This is a genomic window from Chryseobacterium sp. HNCC26DJ240 (assembly GCF_057180485.1).
In genome coordinates this window covers 1-16,785 of record NZ_JBXUGK010000005.1, presented here as the reverse complement: position 1 = coordinate 16,785, position 16,785 = coordinate 1, and the positions used below count along the sequence as shown (strand labels likewise).

Annotated in this window: 17 protein-coding genes; 8 read left to right on the top strand and 9 right to left on the bottom strand. The window is 34.8% G+C overall.

Annotation, left to right across the window (positions count from 1 at the left end; all coding sequences use genetic code 11):
• Positions 1-11 precede the first annotated feature (11 nt).
• From AC2A1G_RS10660 to AC2A1G_RS10650, 3 genes are all read left to right on the top strand, one after another.
• Positions 12-359: a hypothetical protein gene (locus tag AC2A1G_RS10660; protein WP_484046899.1), complete on the top strand. Its 348-nt coding sequence runs from the start codon at positions 12-14 to the stop codon at positions 357-359.
• Between the two features lie 108 nt (positions 360-467).
• Positions 468-737 carry a hypothetical protein gene (locus AC2A1G_RS10655; RefSeq protein WP_484046898.1) on the top strand — a complete coding sequence of 90 codons (270 nt, stop codon included), beginning with the start codon at positions 468-470 and terminating at the stop codon, positions 735-737.
• Positions 738-1,111: 374 nt separating this feature from the next.
• On the top strand, positions 1,112-1,759 hold the full coding sequence (locus AC2A1G_RS10650) for a DnaJ domain-containing protein (RefSeq protein WP_484046897.1): 648 nt from the start codon (positions 1,112-1,114) through the stop codon (positions 1,757-1,759).
• An 81-nt stretch (positions 1,760-1,840) separates the two neighbouring features.
• Here the strand turns inward: AC2A1G_RS10650 and AC2A1G_RS10645 are convergent, their stop codons facing one another.
• A complete protein-coding gene (locus tag AC2A1G_RS10645; protein ID WP_484046896.1) occupies positions 1,841-1,996 on the bottom strand; it encodes a hypothetical protein in 156 nt (51 codons plus the stop codon).
• Positions 1,997-2,456: 460 nt separating this feature from the next.
• Between AC2A1G_RS10645 and gcvP the strand changes: the two genes are divergently transcribed.
• Positions 2,457-5,315, top strand: coding sequence for an aminomethyl-transferring glycine dehydrogenase (gene gcvP, locus AC2A1G_RS10640; protein ID WP_484046895.1), 2,859 nt, complete (start codon positions 2,457-2,459; stop codon positions 5,313-5,315).
• Positions 5,316-5,501: 186 nt separating this feature from the next.
• On the opposite strand, the gene AC2A1G_RS10635 is transcribed toward gcvP, so the two are convergent.
• Positions 5,502-6,230, bottom strand: a complete 729-nt coding sequence (locus AC2A1G_RS10635) for a M949_RS01915 family surface polysaccharide biosynthesis protein (RefSeq protein ID WP_484046894.1) — start codon at positions 6,228-6,230, stop codon at positions 5,502-5,504.
• Positions 6,231-6,588: 358 nt separating this feature from the next.
• Between AC2A1G_RS10635 and AC2A1G_RS10630 the strand changes: the two genes are divergently transcribed.
• Positions 6,589-9,591 carry a LamG-like jellyroll fold domain-containing protein gene (locus tag AC2A1G_RS10630; protein ID WP_484046893.1) on the top strand — a complete coding sequence of 1,001 codons (3,003 nt, stop codon included), beginning with the start codon at positions 6,589-6,591 and terminating at the stop codon, positions 9,589-9,591.
• 337 nt (positions 9,592-9,928) lie between these two features.
• Here the strand turns inward: AC2A1G_RS10630 and AC2A1G_RS10625 are convergent, their stop codons facing one another.
• The 6 genes from AC2A1G_RS10625 to AC2A1G_RS10600 all read right to left on the bottom strand — a co-directional run bounded on the left by AC2A1G_RS10625 (position 9,929) and on the right by AC2A1G_RS10600 (position 13,989).
• A complete protein-coding gene (locus tag AC2A1G_RS10625; RefSeq protein ID WP_484046892.1) occupies positions 9,929-10,390 on the bottom strand; it encodes a GNAT family N-acetyltransferase in 462 nt (153 codons plus the stop codon).
• A gap of 62 nt (positions 10,391-10,452) precedes the next feature.
• Positions 10,453-11,031: a hypothetical protein gene (locus AC2A1G_RS10620; RefSeq protein WP_484046891.1), complete on the bottom strand. Its 579-nt coding sequence runs from the start codon at positions 11,029-11,031 to the stop codon at positions 10,453-10,455.
• A gap of 125 nt (positions 11,032-11,156) precedes the next feature.
• Positions 11,157-12,113: a hypothetical protein gene (locus tag AC2A1G_RS10615; RefSeq protein WP_484046890.1), complete on the bottom strand. Its 957-nt coding sequence runs from the start codon at positions 12,111-12,113 to the stop codon at positions 11,157-11,159.
• A gap of 174 nt (positions 12,114-12,287) precedes the next feature.
• The gene (locus AC2A1G_RS10610) at positions 12,288-12,737 is read right to left on the bottom strand and encodes a hypothetical protein (RefSeq protein ID WP_484046889.1); all 450 of its coding nucleotides are present in this window, start codon (positions 12,735-12,737) and stop codon (positions 12,288-12,290) included.
• Positions 12,738-12,916: 179 nt separating this feature from the next.
• The gene (locus AC2A1G_RS10605; RefSeq protein WP_484046888.1) at positions 12,917-13,288 is read right to left on the bottom strand and encodes a hypothetical protein; all 372 of its coding nucleotides are present in this window, start codon (positions 13,286-13,288) and stop codon (positions 12,917-12,919) included.
• On the bottom strand, positions 13,285-13,989 hold the full coding sequence (locus AC2A1G_RS10600) for an AAA family ATPase (RefSeq protein ID WP_484046887.1): 705 nt from the start codon (positions 13,987-13,989) through the stop codon (positions 13,285-13,287). The genes AC2A1G_RS10605 and AC2A1G_RS10600 overlap by 4 nt, the downstream gene beginning before the upstream one ends.
• A gap of 160 nt (positions 13,990-14,149) precedes the next feature.
• Between AC2A1G_RS10600 and AC2A1G_RS10595 the strand changes: the two genes are divergently transcribed.
• The 3 genes from AC2A1G_RS10595 (at position 14,150) to AC2A1G_RS10585 (ending at position 15,554) form a co-directional block, all read left to right on the top strand.
• Entirely contained in the window at positions 14,150-14,476 is a 327-nt protein-coding gene (locus AC2A1G_RS10595; RefSeq protein ID WP_262148106.1) for an ArsR/SmtB family transcription factor, read from the top strand.
• A 59-nt stretch (positions 14,477-14,535) separates the two neighbouring features.
• The gene (locus AC2A1G_RS10590; protein ID WP_484046886.1) at positions 14,536-15,006 is read left to right on the top strand and encodes a DUF6428 family protein; all 471 of its coding nucleotides are present in this window, start codon (positions 14,536-14,538) and stop codon (positions 15,004-15,006) included.
• A gap of 131 nt (positions 15,007-15,137) precedes the next feature.
• Positions 15,138-15,554 (top strand): arsenate reductase ArsC, encoded by a 417-nt coding sequence (locus tag AC2A1G_RS10585; protein ID WP_484046885.1) that lies wholly within the window; start codon positions 15,138-15,140, stop codon positions 15,552-15,554.
• Between the two features lie 628 nt (positions 15,555-16,182).
• Here AC2A1G_RS10585 and AC2A1G_RS10580 read toward each other — a convergent pair.
• On the bottom strand, positions 16,183-16,785 hold a 603-nt coding region (locus AC2A1G_RS10580; RefSeq protein ID WP_484046884.1), incomplete at its 5' end, for an Fpg/Nei family DNA glycosylase.

Genomic DNA, 16,785 nt, shown 5'->3' with positions numbered 1-16,785 from the left:
AAATAAATAAAATGAACAATAAATATAAAAAAAGCTGGGCACTTTTAATTCTATGTCCGCCCTTGATTTTTCTTGCCGTTGCGCTGATTGTGATGTGGCTTTGGAACTGCATTCTACCAGAAGTTATCGGTGTTAAAACGATTAATTACTGGCAAGCGATGGGAATTTTGGTATTAAGTAAAATTCTTTTTGGAGGTTTTCACGGAAAATTCGGAAGAGGAATGAGAGATATGAAAGAGAAACATCTGCAGCATAAAATGGAAGGGATGTCTGACGAAGAAAAAGAAAAATTCAAAGAAGTTTGGAGACAGAAATGCGAAAGCGGATTCTTCAACCGCAACAAAAGAACAAACGAGTAGTTTAAAATTTTTAGAAATAGTAAAGTAAAAATTAAAACGGATTCGTCTAAATAAAAAAGCCTCAGAGAGGCGACAACTTTGTAGTAGTAAAATTTAAAATTTAAGAAAATGAAAAATTCAGTATTAAAAGGTGTTTTAGGAGCTGTTGCAGTAGCAGGAGTCGCTATAATTGCCAAAAAAGTAATTGAGAGAAAAAGATTTGTAAGAGGTATTTTTAATGAATACGGAATCAAAGAAAAATCGCCATTCGGATTAGCTGATAAGATCAGAGAAATGGATGAGAAGCAATATCAGGAACTGAAAGGAAAGTTCAGGAAAGAGTTTGCTTCAAGATGTTGCAGAAAAGATGCGAGAAAAGAAGAATTTGCAGAAGTATAAATAGAAAGTAACTAAATTGAAATTGTCTTATTCCGGCGCGGGAAGCAAAGCTTCCCGCGCCGGAATTTTTTTGTTTAAATGATGGGTGAGGTTGTAAAAGTCAGCAACTAATCTCTTTTTGGTCATTTAAAAATCAACATAAAGTTTGTCAATCCGTAGGAATCTCGGCAACGAATCTAAATAATAGCTTAGATTCCTGCGGAAAGACAAACAAGGTAATTATTATAAAAGATAAGTTTTTCTTTGCTGAGTGAAACGCCTTTGCGACCGAAAAATATTCTCAATCATCACAAAAAAACTTTGCACCCTTTGCGTTTAAAATCGACATCTAAAATTTTCACAATTAATAAAAATCCTTATTTTTGTTAGCCTAAATGAAAGACTACTATTATTTTCTCGGGATTTCTCGCGATGCTTCAGATGAAGACATCAAAAAATCATACAGAAAACTTTCATTAAAATACCATCCCGATAAAAACCAGAACGACGATTTTTTTGCTGAGCGATTTAAAGAAATTCAGGAAGCGTATGAAACTTTAAGTGATAAAGGAAGAAGAATTACCTACGATCAGAATTTAGAAAGTTTACAGAAAAGTTTCAGATATACAGTTCCGCCTTCGATTAAAACATTTTCCGCAAATAAAATTCATGCGAAAAAAGGAGAGGAGATAATTATCACATGGCAGACTCAAAATGCCGATGTAGTCAAAGTTTTACCGTTTGGATTGGAAAAAGCTTACGGAGAAAGAGTTTTTAAGATTACAGAATTTAAAAACGGAAAATTCCAGCTTTTGCTGCATGCAACCAATTCACTTTTGCACAAGACGGTCGTTCAAGGAATTACGATTACAGAAGTTTTTGAATCTGACGGTGAGAAATTCAGAGACAGAGCGGAGGAATTATTCAAGCCGCAACCGCGAACAGTAATTAATCCAAGAGGTTTACCAAAAATATTCAGATTGATTTTGGCACTGGTAATTTTAGCGGTAGCGCTTTACTTTTTGATCAGTAATTTTGCTTAGATTCAAGATTCAAGATTCAAGATTCAAAGTTCACAGTTTCCGAATTGCAAACACCAATCATCCATCATCCAACACCCAGCTCTAAGCCAGCTTCTTATTTCCCGGACATTTTTTGCAACGCTTACCTTTCTTGAATTTTTTACAGCAAGATTTTTTATCGCCACAAAACATTTCTTCAGTATTAAAAGAAAATACCGGAGTGAGTGGCGGAACTTTAAACGGAGTAATGTTATTCATCTTGCAAATATATTAATTTAGAATAAATATAGATAATAAAATTTAAACTTTCTTTAAATGCTGATTAACAAATGATTTGAGAATGTATTCTGCTTTAAAATTTAAAAGAAATTTAAATATATCATCACAAAGCGTCATTAGCTCTTATTAGTAAAATCGAAGATTCGCGAAGTCAAACGGCTTTGTGAAACTAAAAACAGTCAGTCGCGAAAAAAAAATTGTGTCCTTTGTGTTCAAATAGAGTGAGCATTTTCATGAGTTATCAATTAAAATCGTTTCAATAGAAGATTTAAATAAATTCCATATTATCGCATTTAATCAGATATTGCGAAGTTTCAAGACTAGTATTTTAAAGCCAATTGCAAAATGCCAACCGCCAACCGCTACTTAGGTTGTGAAATCATTTTAAAAATCGTAATTTTACGAATCTTTTTTTTCAAACAAAATCTAATATATAAAAATGAATACAGAGCAGTTTGTGAGCCGTCACATTTCCCTAAACGAAGCCGATAAGCAGGCAATGTTGGAAAAAGTTGGCGTTTCAAGTATTGAAGAATTGATTTCTCAAACCATTCCATCATCTATCCGTTTAGAAAATGATCTGAACATTTCAGAACCGCTTTCAGAATATGAAATGCTGAATCACTCAAAAGAATTGGCATCGAAAAATACTGATTACACAAGCTATATCGGTTTCGGATATCACAACACCCTGTTGCCATCGGCGATTCAGAGAAATATCTTTGAAAACCCAAGCTGGTACACAGCGTACACGCCATATCAGGCAGAGATCGCTCAAGGGAGATTAGAAGCGTTGCTTAATTATCAGACTGTTGTATGCGATTTGACAGGTTTTGCCTTGGCAAACGCATCTTTGTTGGATGAATCTACGGCGGCTGCAGAGGCAATGCACATGTTCTTCAACAATAGAACGAAAGATCAGAAAAAAGCGGGAGCCAACAAGTTCTTTATCTCTGATTTGGTTTTGCCTCAAACCGTTTCTGTTTTAAAAACAAAAGCTGAAGGTTTAGCGATTGAAATCGTTGAAGGTGACCACAAAACGCACCAGTTCGACGAATCTTACTACGGAGTTTTACTACAATATCCGGGTAAAAACGGAATCGTTTTAGACTATACTGAAGATATCGTTGAGTACAAAAAATTAGATTTACAGGTTGTTGTAGCTTGTGATCCTATGGCTTTGGTTAAATTGAAATCTCCTGCATCAATGGGCGCTGACTGTGCGGTTGGTACTTCTCAGAGATTCGGTATTCCATTAGGTTATGGTGGTCCTCACGCAGCATTTTTCTCTTGTAAAGAAGATTATAAAAGAGATATTCCGGGAAGAATTATCGGGGTTTCTCAGGATATGTACGGAAAACGTGCATTGAGAATGGCTTTGCAAACGAGAGAGCAACATATCAAGAGAGAAAGAGCAACTTCAAATATCTGTACAGCTCAGGTTCTTTTGGCTGTAATGGCTGGAATGTACGCTGTTTATCACGGTCCGAAAGGATTAAACTATATCGCTGACCAAATTCACTTTAAAGCAAATGCTTTGAAAGGCGGATTGAAAGCCTTGGGTTATCAGACGGTTGAAGAGCCAATCTTCGACACGGTAAAAATACTGATGGCTGAAGATGAGAAAGCAAGATTGATGAGAATGATGCTTGATCACAAATTAAACTTAAACTATTTCACAGAAGGCGTTATCAGTATTGCGATCAACGAAAGTACTACGCTTGAAAAACTGAATATTTTGATGGCTTCTTTCGCTCAGTTTAAGGACAAACAAGGCTTTAAATTAGAAATAAAAGAAGGATACAGTATTCCTGAAGAAAATCTTAGAAAAGATGAGATTTTAACGGAAGAAGTATTCAACAAATACCATACAGAGACAGAATTGATGCGTTACATCAAGCGTCTTGAAAGAAAAGATTTATCATTAACACATTCTATGATTTCTCTTGGTTCTTGTACAATGAAACTGAATGCTGCCACTCAGATGTTGCCACTTTCGTGGGATAATTGGGGAGCTGTTCATCCATTTGTGCCGGTAAATCAGGCAGCAGGTTATCAGGAAATGATTAAAGAATTAGAGAAAGATCTTTCTGAAATTACAGGTTTTGCAGGAACTTCACTTCAGCCAAATTCTGGCGCTCAGGGAGAATATGCAGGTTTGATGGTCATCAGAGAGTATCACATTTCAAGAGGTGAAGGTCACAGAAATGTAGTTTTGATTCCTCAGTCTGCACACGGAACGAATCCGGCATCTGCAGCGATGGCTGGAATGAAAATTGTTGTTGTTAAAAACCTTGAAAGCGGAGAAATTGATTTTGAAGACTTCAAAGCAAAAACTGAACAGCATTCTGAGAACTTATCTTGTGTAATGATCACGTATCCGTCAACTTACGGGTTCTTTGATGCCAACATTAAAGAAATTACTGCACTTGTTCACGAGCATGGCGGACAGGTTTATATGGACGGTGCCAACATGAACGCTCAGGTAGGATATACAAGCCCTGGAAACATCGGAGCAGACGTTTGTCACCTTAATCTTCACAAAACTTTCGCAATTCCTCACGGAGGTGGAGGTCCTGGAGTTGGTCCGATCTGTGTTGCAAAACACTTAGTTCCTTTCTTACCAACGAATGCCAACATCAAAGTAGGTTCAAAAGAAGCGATCGAAGGAATTTCTGCAGCGCCATACGGTTCTGGATTGATTTTAAATATTTCTTATGCTTATATCAAAATGTTGGGAACTTCAGGTTTGAAAAAAGCAACTGAACACGCTATTTTAAATGCGAACTATTTAAAAGAAATCTTAGCTGAACATTTCCCTATTTTATACTCGAATACTGAAGGTAGAGTAGCACACGAATGTATCGTTGATTTCCGTCAGTTCAAATCTTTAGGAATTGAAGTAGCTGATGTAGCGAAAAGATTGATGGATTACGGTTTCCACGCACCAACGGTTTCTTTCCCTGTTGCAGGAACACTGATGATCGAGCCTACAGAATCTGAAAGCAAATCTGAAATCGACCGTTTTGCAGAAGCGCTTATCGCTATCAAACAGGAAATTGATGAGATTGCCAACGGAGAAGCTGATCAGGCAAACAACGTATTGAAAAACGCTCCTCACACGGAGCAGTTGGTTATTTCTGATTCTTGGGATAAACCATACAGCAGAGAAAAGGCAGCTTATCCGCTAGAGTGGGTAAGAGAGCACAAATTCTTTGCATCTGTATCAAGAGTTGACGAAGCTTACGGAGATAGAAACTTAGTTTGTACTTGTGAGCCGATTGAAGCTTATATGTAATTAAAGTTTTTTATATAATGAATCCCTTTCAGTTTTGAGAGGGATTTTTTTTGTTTTATCGTGGAATAGTTTTAAGTGGAGTTTTGTTTAGAACATCTTAATTTTAATTAGAAGAAATCCTTTATAGAAATGTGATTGGGTTTTGATTTATGTTTGCACAATTCATGTTGTGCGATTGTGCTGTTTTCAATACTTATTTTTCCACGTTTCAATTATATTTTTGTCCCAAAGTTTTTTGGCAAAAACTAAAAATACTTTTGGTCCATCAGAAAAGGCTTTGTCAATTTTATATTCTCCTCCCATATACATCTCATTTCCGTCATCATCAATTCCGTGCATAACTTTATTTTCACCTCTTATGGCAAATTTTTGCTGTCCCTCATACATTATGATTTTCATATCAGAAGGACTTACATCTCCGTGACAAACAGTTTTATACATCAACCATATTTCAGCAACTCCATTATTGTTAAGGTCAGTTATTTGAAGCGTATTATCAATAAATTCAGCAACAATATCAACAGGACAATCACTTATGTAGTCATAAACTTTCCAAGTTTGTTTAGCATTGTTATTTTTTATAATAAAATGATAAGCAAAAATTTCTGCATCTCCTCCGTCATTTTCGTGTTTGAATTTTTTACTCTCATAAATACCTGTTTCAGTGGTAATGACAATGTTTTCTCCCAAGTTATCCGTCCACTTGATTTCATTTACAATTTTTCCCTCATATTTTATATCGTTAGGGAGTTCACTGGCATTAAGTATAATAGGGTTGATTTTTTTGATTTTGGAAGTTAAAACCGAATTGTCTTCTAATTTTTTTTCAGGTTCAGTCTGTTGGCGATTTTTGGTTTCGTTTCCACAAGATTGGAAAAGAAATACTGCCAAAAGTATTATGATTAGTTGTTTCATTTTCTATCGTTTCAATTTTTGGACAGCTGTTGGTTAAGCATATCGCACAACTTTCAGATTGACGCATTTCGTCAATCCAACCTATAACCAAATATAACAAAAATCTTCAAAAGTTGATTTATTATAATCCTTTCAAACAGATTTAAATTTTTTTAAAAATTAAGTTTTTATTTCAAAAAAATCAAAAAAAATCAACTCATTTTCCCAATGATTTCCAACCTATTAAAATTAATTTAACTTAGTGTAAATAATATGATTTAAAACGTAAATATTTGATTTTTAACGGTGTAGCAGGACTGTGCAGGATGCTCATATTTGCCAATGTGGGTAGATTGGTTAACACAAAATTAATATTAAAATGAACAAGAAAACTTTACTCATTAAGCAGGCTTTAAAATCTTTGCTCGTGTGTGGAATTACACTTTCAGCAACAGGTCTTGAAGCGCAGACTTTGGCATTTCCTGAAGCTACAGGTTTTGGTAGATACACCACCGGAGCGAGAGGAGCAGCAAATCCTCAGATTTATCTTGTAACCAATTTGAATGACAGCGGAGCAGGATCATTCCGTGATGCAGTAAGCCAGCCGGGAAGATTTGTAATTTTTAAAGTTGGGGGAATTATCGCACCACAATCAGTGATTGCAGTTGCAGCCAATACAACAATTGCAGGACAAACAGCTCCGGGAGAAGGAATTTTATTTTTAGGCTCCAGAGTTTCTTTTTCAGGCTCAAATAATACCATCGCAAGATTTATGCGTATCCGTTATGGCGGAACTGCTCAGAATCAGGATGCATCGGGGATTTCAAACGGTGCCAATATAATTTTAGATCATATGTCTTTCAGTTGGGGAACTGACGAAGTTTTCTCTATCAACTGGGATAATAACGGAAACAGTCCGGATAATATCACGATTCAGAATTCTATTTTCGGACAGGGTTTGCATCGTCACAATCACTCAGCGGGTGGTTTGATGCAGCCTTCTGCCGGCGGTAAAATCAGTCTGATCGGAAATTTATATACATCCAATAAAACCCGTAACAACAAGGTAAAAGGTATCAACGAATTTGTGAATAACGTCGTTTATAACTGGGGAAATTACGGTAATACTTATGGTCATTCCCAATCCGGTGAAGCTTACATTATGGGTGGAGATTCTGCCGGAAGTTCTTTTGTGAATATCATCAACAATTATTTCATAGGAGGACCTCATACAGGTAGTTCAGTTACCACACCTTTCAGTGTTGGAAATGCTAATTTTAATCTATACGGTCCCGGAAATTATTTTGATAACGATAAAAACGGAACGCTGGACGGAACTTTGGTTCCACAGGATTTAACGGGATATCCGGTTGGAGATATGAATGCAATTCAGTCTACGGCTTATGATTATCCAGTAAAAAATCCGACATTGACAGCTCAGCAGGCATATGACAAGGTGGTTTTGGACGTTGGAGCATCTTATCCGAAAAGAGATCAGGTAGATGGTCTGATGATTTCTGATCTTCAGTCTAAAGGAACTTCAGCCGCTTATGTTTACGTGCAGTCTGATCTTGCAAACCAATATGGTTTTACCAATAATGGGGCAGGTCACATTTACGGTGCTCCGGCTGCTTTAGATACAGATAACGACGGGATGCCAGATGCATGGGAAACCGCCAACGGACTCAATCCAAACGTTGCCGATGCTTTGAATGTAAGTACTACCAACGCACCTTATCTGAATATTGAAGTTTATATCAATGGTTTACCCAACACTGTAGCTCCGGATTTTGTAAATCCGCCAACGGGATTGAATTTTACCAATGCCTTAACTTCAGGCAGTCCTGCTGCAAGCTCATTAACAGTAAACTGGAGTGATAATTCTAATAATGAAACCAACTTTGTTGTAGAACGCTCTCCAAACGGAACAGTCTGGACGGTTATTGCAACACTGCCTGCCAATACTACAAGTCATAATGAGACTGGTTTAACGCCAAATACACAATATTACTACAGAGTAAAAGCGGTAAACGCTACAGATTCTTCTGTTTATACATCCAATGCATCGGTTACGACTCCGCCAGTACCTTCAGCTCCAACTAAAGCAACTACACCAACTCCTGTCAACAATAATTTAAATGTAGATTTTACCAACGGTAATTTACTTTTAAAATGGACGGGAAGTACAAATACTACTAATTACACTGTGAATTTCGGTACTGATCCTCAGAATTTAAATAATATTGCTACTGTTCCTTATTCTGCAAATCCTTCTCATCAGCTTAGCAATTTAAATACATCAACCGATTATTATTGGAGAATAGATTCTTCAAACAATCTTGGTTCGGTAACAGGTGATGTATGGAATTTCCGTGCTTTGACGCCGAGTCTTGTAGGAAACTGGCCTTTCTCTGAAACACCGGGGGATGGTGAGCAGATTGCTGATGTAACCACTTATGCCAACAACGGAACTTTAAATGTAGCTTATGACAATGCAAGTGTAAGGGTTCCAGGGAAAGAAAATTTTGCCCTTGATTTGGCCACTTCGCCAAATACACCTTACATCGCAAGTATTCCTCATCAGGATCAGATTTTATTTAATACCAATTCGTTTACAGTTTCTTACTGGATGAAAGCTCCGGCAAGTATGATTCCTTCGTCATCAACAACGAGTCTATATGTTTTGTGTAAAGGTTCAATTACAAAAAATACAGCAACGGGTGCTACCGGAAAGCGTTTTAATGTAGAAATGAAAGGTGGCCAGTTAAGATTTGCTATCGATGATGATGTGACTAAAAAGGAAATTACTTCACCTATTGCAAATTATTTCAATGGAACATGGGTGCATGTGGTTCTTCAAAGAGATATTACGGCACACAAGATCAGAGTTTACAGAAACGGTGTATTTATGGTGGAAACCGACGAAACTGCAGTTGGCGGAATCGGTGAAGCGAGTGATTTTGTTATCGGAAACATTGGTGAGCTTGAATTCCAGTCTACGGCGAACGCATCGGCTCCTTACAAAGGTGCATTTGATGAGTTGAAAATGTATAATTATGCTTTAACACCCGCTGAAATCAATGCCCTGTACAGTCAGGCAGTGTTGGCAAATGCGGAATTCAGCATCAGCAAAAATGTAGGATCAGTTTATCCGAATCCTGTGAAAGATCAGATCAATATTAAACTTCCTGAGTATAAAAAATCAAGTCTTACCGCTACGGTTATTGATATGAGCGGAAAAGTAATCCTTAAAGAAGAGGTGAAAGCAAACGGAAACGGAGTCTTTCATCTGAATATCGCAGGTAAAAGAGTTTCAGGAAATTATATTCTGAATGTTTCCGGCGACAATTTGAACAGCAATTTTAAAATTATTGTTCAGTAAAAACAAGCGCACACTTAGTTAATTTCATATTCATTAGAAGAATCCTTTCAGTTTTTTGAAAGGATTTTTTTTGATTTGAGAACCGTCACTTCAAGTAGATTTTTGCAGGAAATCGTATTGAGAAGTTTTTGTTTTGAAAAATAAATTTCATTAATAAATCTGTAAAGTACTGAAATGTAATGAATTGTACTTGATTGCCTCTTCGGAGTGATTGATTGTCTCTTCGGAATGGTTGCTTGTCTCTTCAGAATAATTAATTACTTCTTCAGAGTGGTTTTTCGGCTATTCAAAATGGTTGATTGCCTCAACAGAGTGATTGACGGTATTAACGAAATACTTAATTACCTCGACGGAATGCTTTTTTGCTATCTTCCCACTGTTTTTTAGACATTTCAAATTTTACTTCATTAGTTCCGTGCATACCGTTTTTGATCCAGCCAGATTTTGCGTAAAATTTTTCGGCTCTTGTGTTGGGTGCAGTTCCAAGCCAGACTTTCTCTTTACCGTTTTCAAAATACCAATCCAGCATTATGTTTTGAAGCTTTGATGCGATTCCTTTTCCTTCAAATTCAGGATGTACGAAAAGTGCCCAGATATTATCATCTTTCAAGTCGGCAATCGCAAAACCCACAATCTGATCTTTAATTTCGCAAACCCAACCTTTTCCTCTCTCAAATAAAAATTCCTCACAATCTTTATCTGTCACTAAATCCGGATTGGACAACATATTTTCTTTAACAGCATTCCTGACAACCTGAATCTGCTTTATGTCTTCAATTTTTGCTTCTCTAAAAATCATATCTGTGCTTTAAGTTTTGTAAGTAACCAATATTTTGAATTGAACTTTGGAATTTAGTCTTACTATTGATCTTTTAATTCGATTACAATTCCTCCAAATCTTCCTTCTTCTGCTATAAAAACTTTGTCATCAATGTAGCATTCATTTGTATTGTATTTTTCAGTTTGATTTGTATCACAATAATAACCTTGGCAACCATACCCTAAACTTTCTGAATTAAAAAACTCCACTCTTCTTTTGTCAGAACTGGTCAAAATACTTCTACAGTTTTTACAAATTAATTTTGGATATCTCTGCAAGAATTTTATTTCATTTTTACAATTTGCACAATACTGTTTCAGGTTATTTTCTAAATTTAAGTCTAAAACTAGATTGTCCCACGGAATTATCATCCAATAATCATCATTTTTAAAATTGAGATTATATCTTAATCCATTTGTAGTTTCGATGATTAACGGAGCTAATTCTTGTAATTTTGATTTTAAATCATCAAATCGTTGAGGTAAATATTCAAGATACCATTTGTCTTTTTTGGTTATAAATTCCCAAAAATTGTTTACAGATTCAAAATCTGAAATCTTCAATGCCTCTTTTTCAACAATAGTTTCTTTTGGTTTCAATAATCTTTGAAAGAACTTCATTTTTGATGTAAATTTATATAATTGCAATTGACTTTTCAGAGATTAATAAAACAAATCAAATGAAGAAATTCTATCGAACTTTGAATTTTAGTCTTTCTACTGCAATCCTTGTTGTATAAAGTTTTTTATTTTTCAAGTGTTTCTACGACCCAATTCAGGCAAACTTCAGAATCCATAATTGACCATGAATGCGGATTTTTCGTTCCATCTAAACGAACTCCTTTTCCCTGACTAACTATAACTTTAGCGTTTTCATTTCCCATTATTTTTAATTGGTTTATCATTGAGACGATGTCAATTCCATTCCAATCATTTAAGTCACGATGTCTTTGATTGATTAACCAATCTGTATCCAAATCTGTAAACATTAAAAGAGGCATTTTCTTTAAATACTTTGCGTTTCCGCCATCTTTTACTCCATAAGAATAGATAGAATTTTCTACATATTTTTCTGGGAATTTTTCTGGAGAGCCGCCATAAATGCTGTCCCAATTATCCTTTATCCATCTTGCTTCGTCTACTGCCGGCTTATAGATATTTCTTTCGATTTCTCTTTCACAATATTTATAAAATCTTGCCTGGTCTAAAGGTGCATCTAATGCAAAAACACCTTTTGGAATCAGGAAAAACTTTTCGGGATTTTTAGTTGACTTTTCGGCGTACGTCAAAGAAATCATTGCACCGCTTGAAAGTCCACCGAGTATGAATTTGTCTTTTGATACTTTATGCTTTGCGACAATTTCACTGAAAATTTTATCAAGTACTTTGAATTCTGCATCCCGATCATCTGTTCCCCAGTTTATGGATGGAACAATGACCATAATTCCTTTTTCAACGGCTATTTTGTGAAGCGTTATTTGTTTTACTGTATTTTCAACGAGTTCTCCACCAGAAGGAATAATAACTAAAACACCTTTAATACTGGTTTTCGGTAAATATTTATAATAAAATAATTCTGTAGAATCTTCATCATTGATGTACAGTTCAGATTTGTCTGTTTTTGAAACAGATACTTTTTCAAATTCTTGTGCATTACAAGGTAGAAGATTAAAAAATAGAGTAAAAATTAATATGTTTTTCATTTTTTTTTTGTTTTTGGTAAAAAATATTTTACAACGTTTCGGGGCTTTGCGAGGGTTGTACAATCGAAGCATAAAAGTTCAATCGAAGAACTACCGTTGAACTTTGCAGTTTCACCCCACCATTGGAAACCCTTGTTAGCTGCAGTTATAATTAGGTGTTATAAGTTATTATTATCAATATTCAATTTCCATTTCATAATTTTCATATTGCCAAGTTCCTTTCAGTAATTCTGATAATGCATTAAAAATTCTAATTAATTCTGTTGTGGGAAATGGTCTACGATATAGTAATTTAAAATCTCCGTCTTTTGTTGGTATTGATTGCAATTCTTCTACTGAAATAAAATCCCCTTTAATTCTTATTGCGAATTTTACATTTTCCAAAATTTGAATCATTGTTTGTTCATCTCTTAAATTTAGTAAGTATGAATCCCAAAAAAAAGTAAACCATCCTGCAAATACTCCATTTATCACTTCCTCATTATACTTTAGGAGTGAATTCTTTTCATAAAAAGTGTATTTATCATTTTTTAACTCTTCATTTATGTAAAACAATGCCAGTTGGATAAATAAATCTGATGTTACAAATCCTTTATCTTTATAATCAATATCTGCCCTACTCATATTTTATTTTGATGTCAAATGATTAAATTTCGTCAATAATGTATTAACATAATTGCAACTAACTTTTGGCTTCACGCATTGCGTCAATCCAAAATAATTACGCTAAAAATAAATAAAATCGAACAAATGGCAATTTTATTTCAAATGTGATTTAGAAAAGAGGAATAGCAAATACCTGATTAATCAACCAAAATCCTATAATCGAAAACCTCTTTCCGATTAATTAAAACAGAATCAAACTTCACTTTATAGGATTTCTTTCTGTGAAAATAATCCATGTCTTCGTGATAAATTTCTAAGATTTTCGCTTTTATTTCCTCATCCTTGTTTTTTAAATATTTTTCACAAAGACAGAGTGCCAATTCCTGTTTGGCAGATTCTAATCTCCACTGATTCCCAACTGCGTTTTGACCGTAAAGTTGTTTCTCCTTCCTTTCGTTAACTACTTCATAATTAACAGTACAAGATTTAAAACTAACTTTTCCTGTATATTTTTTGCTACAGGAAGAAAGGAAAACTGAGACAAAGATTAAGAAGATGTATTTCATCATTGTGATTCCAGTTTTTCAATCAACCTTCCTTTCACCATCGTAAAAGCATAATCTTTCGCTTCAGCAAAAGAAACATTATATTTCCTTTCAATATTCCTGAGGTCTTCTGGAAATTTTAACAAAAGGCTGTCATAGAAAGAATCCAGAAAATCTTTTGAAGGCATTTCGTATTGTAATTTCAACTGAAAACGTCTGATGATGGCGGAGTCGATGATTTCTGCGTGGTTGGTGGCGCAGAGGAGAAGCGCATTTTCGGGATAGTAGTCGATCAGCTGAATCAATGTGTTGACCAATCTTCGCATTTCGCCAACGTCTTTGTCATCGCTTCCACGGGCTTTTCCGATTTGATCAAGTTCATCAAGGAAAAGAACAGAGCGTTCTCTCGCTGCTTTATCGAAAATCATTTTGATGTTTTGGGAAGTTTCGCCAATTCTTGAAGAAACAATATTGCTGAGGTTGAGGATGATAATATTTTTATCCAAGGCATTCGCAATCGCTTTTGCTGTCATGGTTTTGCCACATCCTGAACTGCCTTCGAGAAGGATTTTATTGTTGACGGGAAGTCCGTATTTCTGGAGTTCGTCTGCGAATTTCTGTTCTTTAATGAGCTGTACAATTTGATTTTTATTTTGAGGTTCCAAAAAAACATCATCGAGCGTCACCGCTTCTTTGTCCTGAATGATTAGGTTGTACAGATTCATTATTTACAGATTAATAAAATGCAAAGATAATTTTTATGCCTGATCCTCAGACAAGACGCACTTAACAATTTTCTAAATTGAAAATTTTATAAATACATCGGAAAAAATCATACCTAATTCAATTATTATCGTAATATTGCAATATAGAATCAGGGTATAAATGGGAGCTACTAAAACAGAACATTTCACGGATCAGCAAAACCAGATTGCGACCATCGCAAAAGCATTGGGACATCCTGCGAGAATTGCGATTATTGAATATTTAATGAAAGTAAAAGAATGTATCTGCGGAGATATTGTAAACGAACTTCCGCTGGCCCAACCTACCGTTTCTCAACATCTTAAAGAACTTAAAAGTGCAGGTATTATCAAAGGAAATATAGAAGGAAATTCAATTTGTTACTGTATTGATGAGAATGTAATCAATATTTTAAATATCTATTTCTCCAACATCGTGGAAACTGTGTCTAAAGCCAAATGCTGTTAGGCATATTTTTTAAAAATTTGTATCGTAATATTGCAATTAAACTATAAATTAAATTAATAATGAATCTTTCAAAAGTAAAACAGATTTTGCAGACATTAGAAAATGTCGAATTTCAATTGGAAAACGAAAGTTTTGTACCAGAACATTTTCACGTGACCGAAGTAGGAACGAGTACCAAAAGGTTTATTGACTGTGGTGGTGTCATTCGAACAGAAAATAGTGTGAATTTTCAATTGTGGAGCGCTGACGATTTTGATCACCGCCTGAAGCCAGACAGATTGCTCGACATCATCAGGCTTTCAGAAGAGAAATTAGGCATCGAGGATCATGAAATTGAAGTAGAATATCAAACGGAAACTATTGGCAAATATGATTTAGAATTTAACGGAAAAACATTTGTCCTGAAAAACAAAACTACAGCTTGTCTGGCTGTGGATGCATGTGGAATTCCTTCTGAAAAACAGAAAAAAAATCCAGTTGAGCTGTCCGTAAATCAAAATGTCTGCAAACCAAATTCCGGATGTTGTTAGGATGAAAGCAAAACTGATCAGATACAAAAAACCTATTATAATCACATCATCTGTTATTGTCTTGCAACTTCTTTTCGGCTTCGACCCGAAGTTTTGTATCATCAATATCATTTGGTTATTCGTTTAAAATTATGACAAAAAAGATATTGGTGCTTTGCACAGGCAACAGTTGCAGAAGCCAGATTGCAGAAGGCTATTTAAGATATTTTGCCAGACAGGAAGCCGAAATTTTCAGCGCAGGTGTAGAAACTCACGGCGTAAATCCCATGGCAGTCAAAACCTTGAAAGAGGACGGAATTGATATTTCAAATCACACCTCCAATAATATTGACGAATATCGGAATATAGATTTTGATTATGTAATTACGGTATGTGACAATGCAAAAGAGCGCTGTCCGTTTTTTCCGACAAATGCTCAGAAGTTTCATTACAATTTTCCCGATCCGGCAAAAGCCACCGGAACAGACGAAGAAATTGCTGAAGAATTCAGAAATGTGAGGCAACAGATTAAAGACTATTGTCACAGTTTTGTTCTCAAAAATCTATAGTTTAATGACAGGAACGGTTGACTAAAATGTCCTACAATATTTCAGAGTATTCGAAGTGTTTAGTTACCGAAATTTGACCAAAAAAAAATCAAACGCAATGTTTGATCAATTTGTAAAAAATAATTTAGTTAAATGAATGAATATGAATATTCTAATCTGTAAATGTTTTTTCTATAGGCTGTAACTTTATTTAAAATTAATTTCCTTCTTTCTTAGCAGTTGCGAAATAAGAAGATACTAATACTGCACAAGTTGCGATTCCGATATAAGCGATCATAATTGTTGAATTTTTATTTTATTTAAATTTTGTTGTGAATTCTGTAATGCAAATTTACGGCATTTTTTAGAACCTGCAAACCTTGTAATATGATGTTTGTCACTCTTTATATTGGTTTTAACGCTATTTTAATATGATTTTAAATTGGTGATTTGCAATTGAATTTTGATATGGCTATTTGTTTTTAATTATTAAATTATCAAAAAAATATCAAATTAATAATTATTGTGCAGTAGTTGTTGTAGACTTGTTAATTAAAAGAATACTAAAATAGTATGCCTTGCATTCAAAAAAATGTAATTTTTTAAACAAAACTTAACATTAGAAATTGAAGTTTTTTTGACGAATTATTTACTTGAAAAGTTGCTGATCTTTTATACAGAAAAAACTCGTCCGTTTGCTTTTTCCGGTTTCTTTTTTCAAAATCTCCCCGCCACAGATCGGACAGGTCTTTTTATGGTAAACCTGAAATGTCTTACTCAAAGTATCGGTACGTTTATATTTTAGAAACTCAAAACTATAATCTTTGGTTTCTTTTATAATCAGCTTAAGTTTAGCCTTCGTTAAATTTTTAATTAAAGTCTCGGGATGAATTCCTGCACGGAAAAGGGCTTCATTTTTAATGATGTTTCCAACACCGGCAAAAATATCCTGATTCATCATAGCATCGCAAATCATCATTTCAGGATGTTTCTGCATTTTTTCAATTGCTTTTTCATCACTCCATTTCTTGCTAATGATATCCGCTTCCCAGTCGATTTTTGACAGATCACTTTCTTTAACGACCTTTACGACGCAAGTGTAAAAATACATTCCGTCATCTTTAAATTTTAATCCAAGCTTTAGTGTATCAATATCTTTCCTCTTAAATAGACTGTAGGAACCGAACATCATCAGGTGCACCTTAAATATAATTTTGTCAAAAATCAGAAAGGTTTGTTTGCCGAAAGTCTT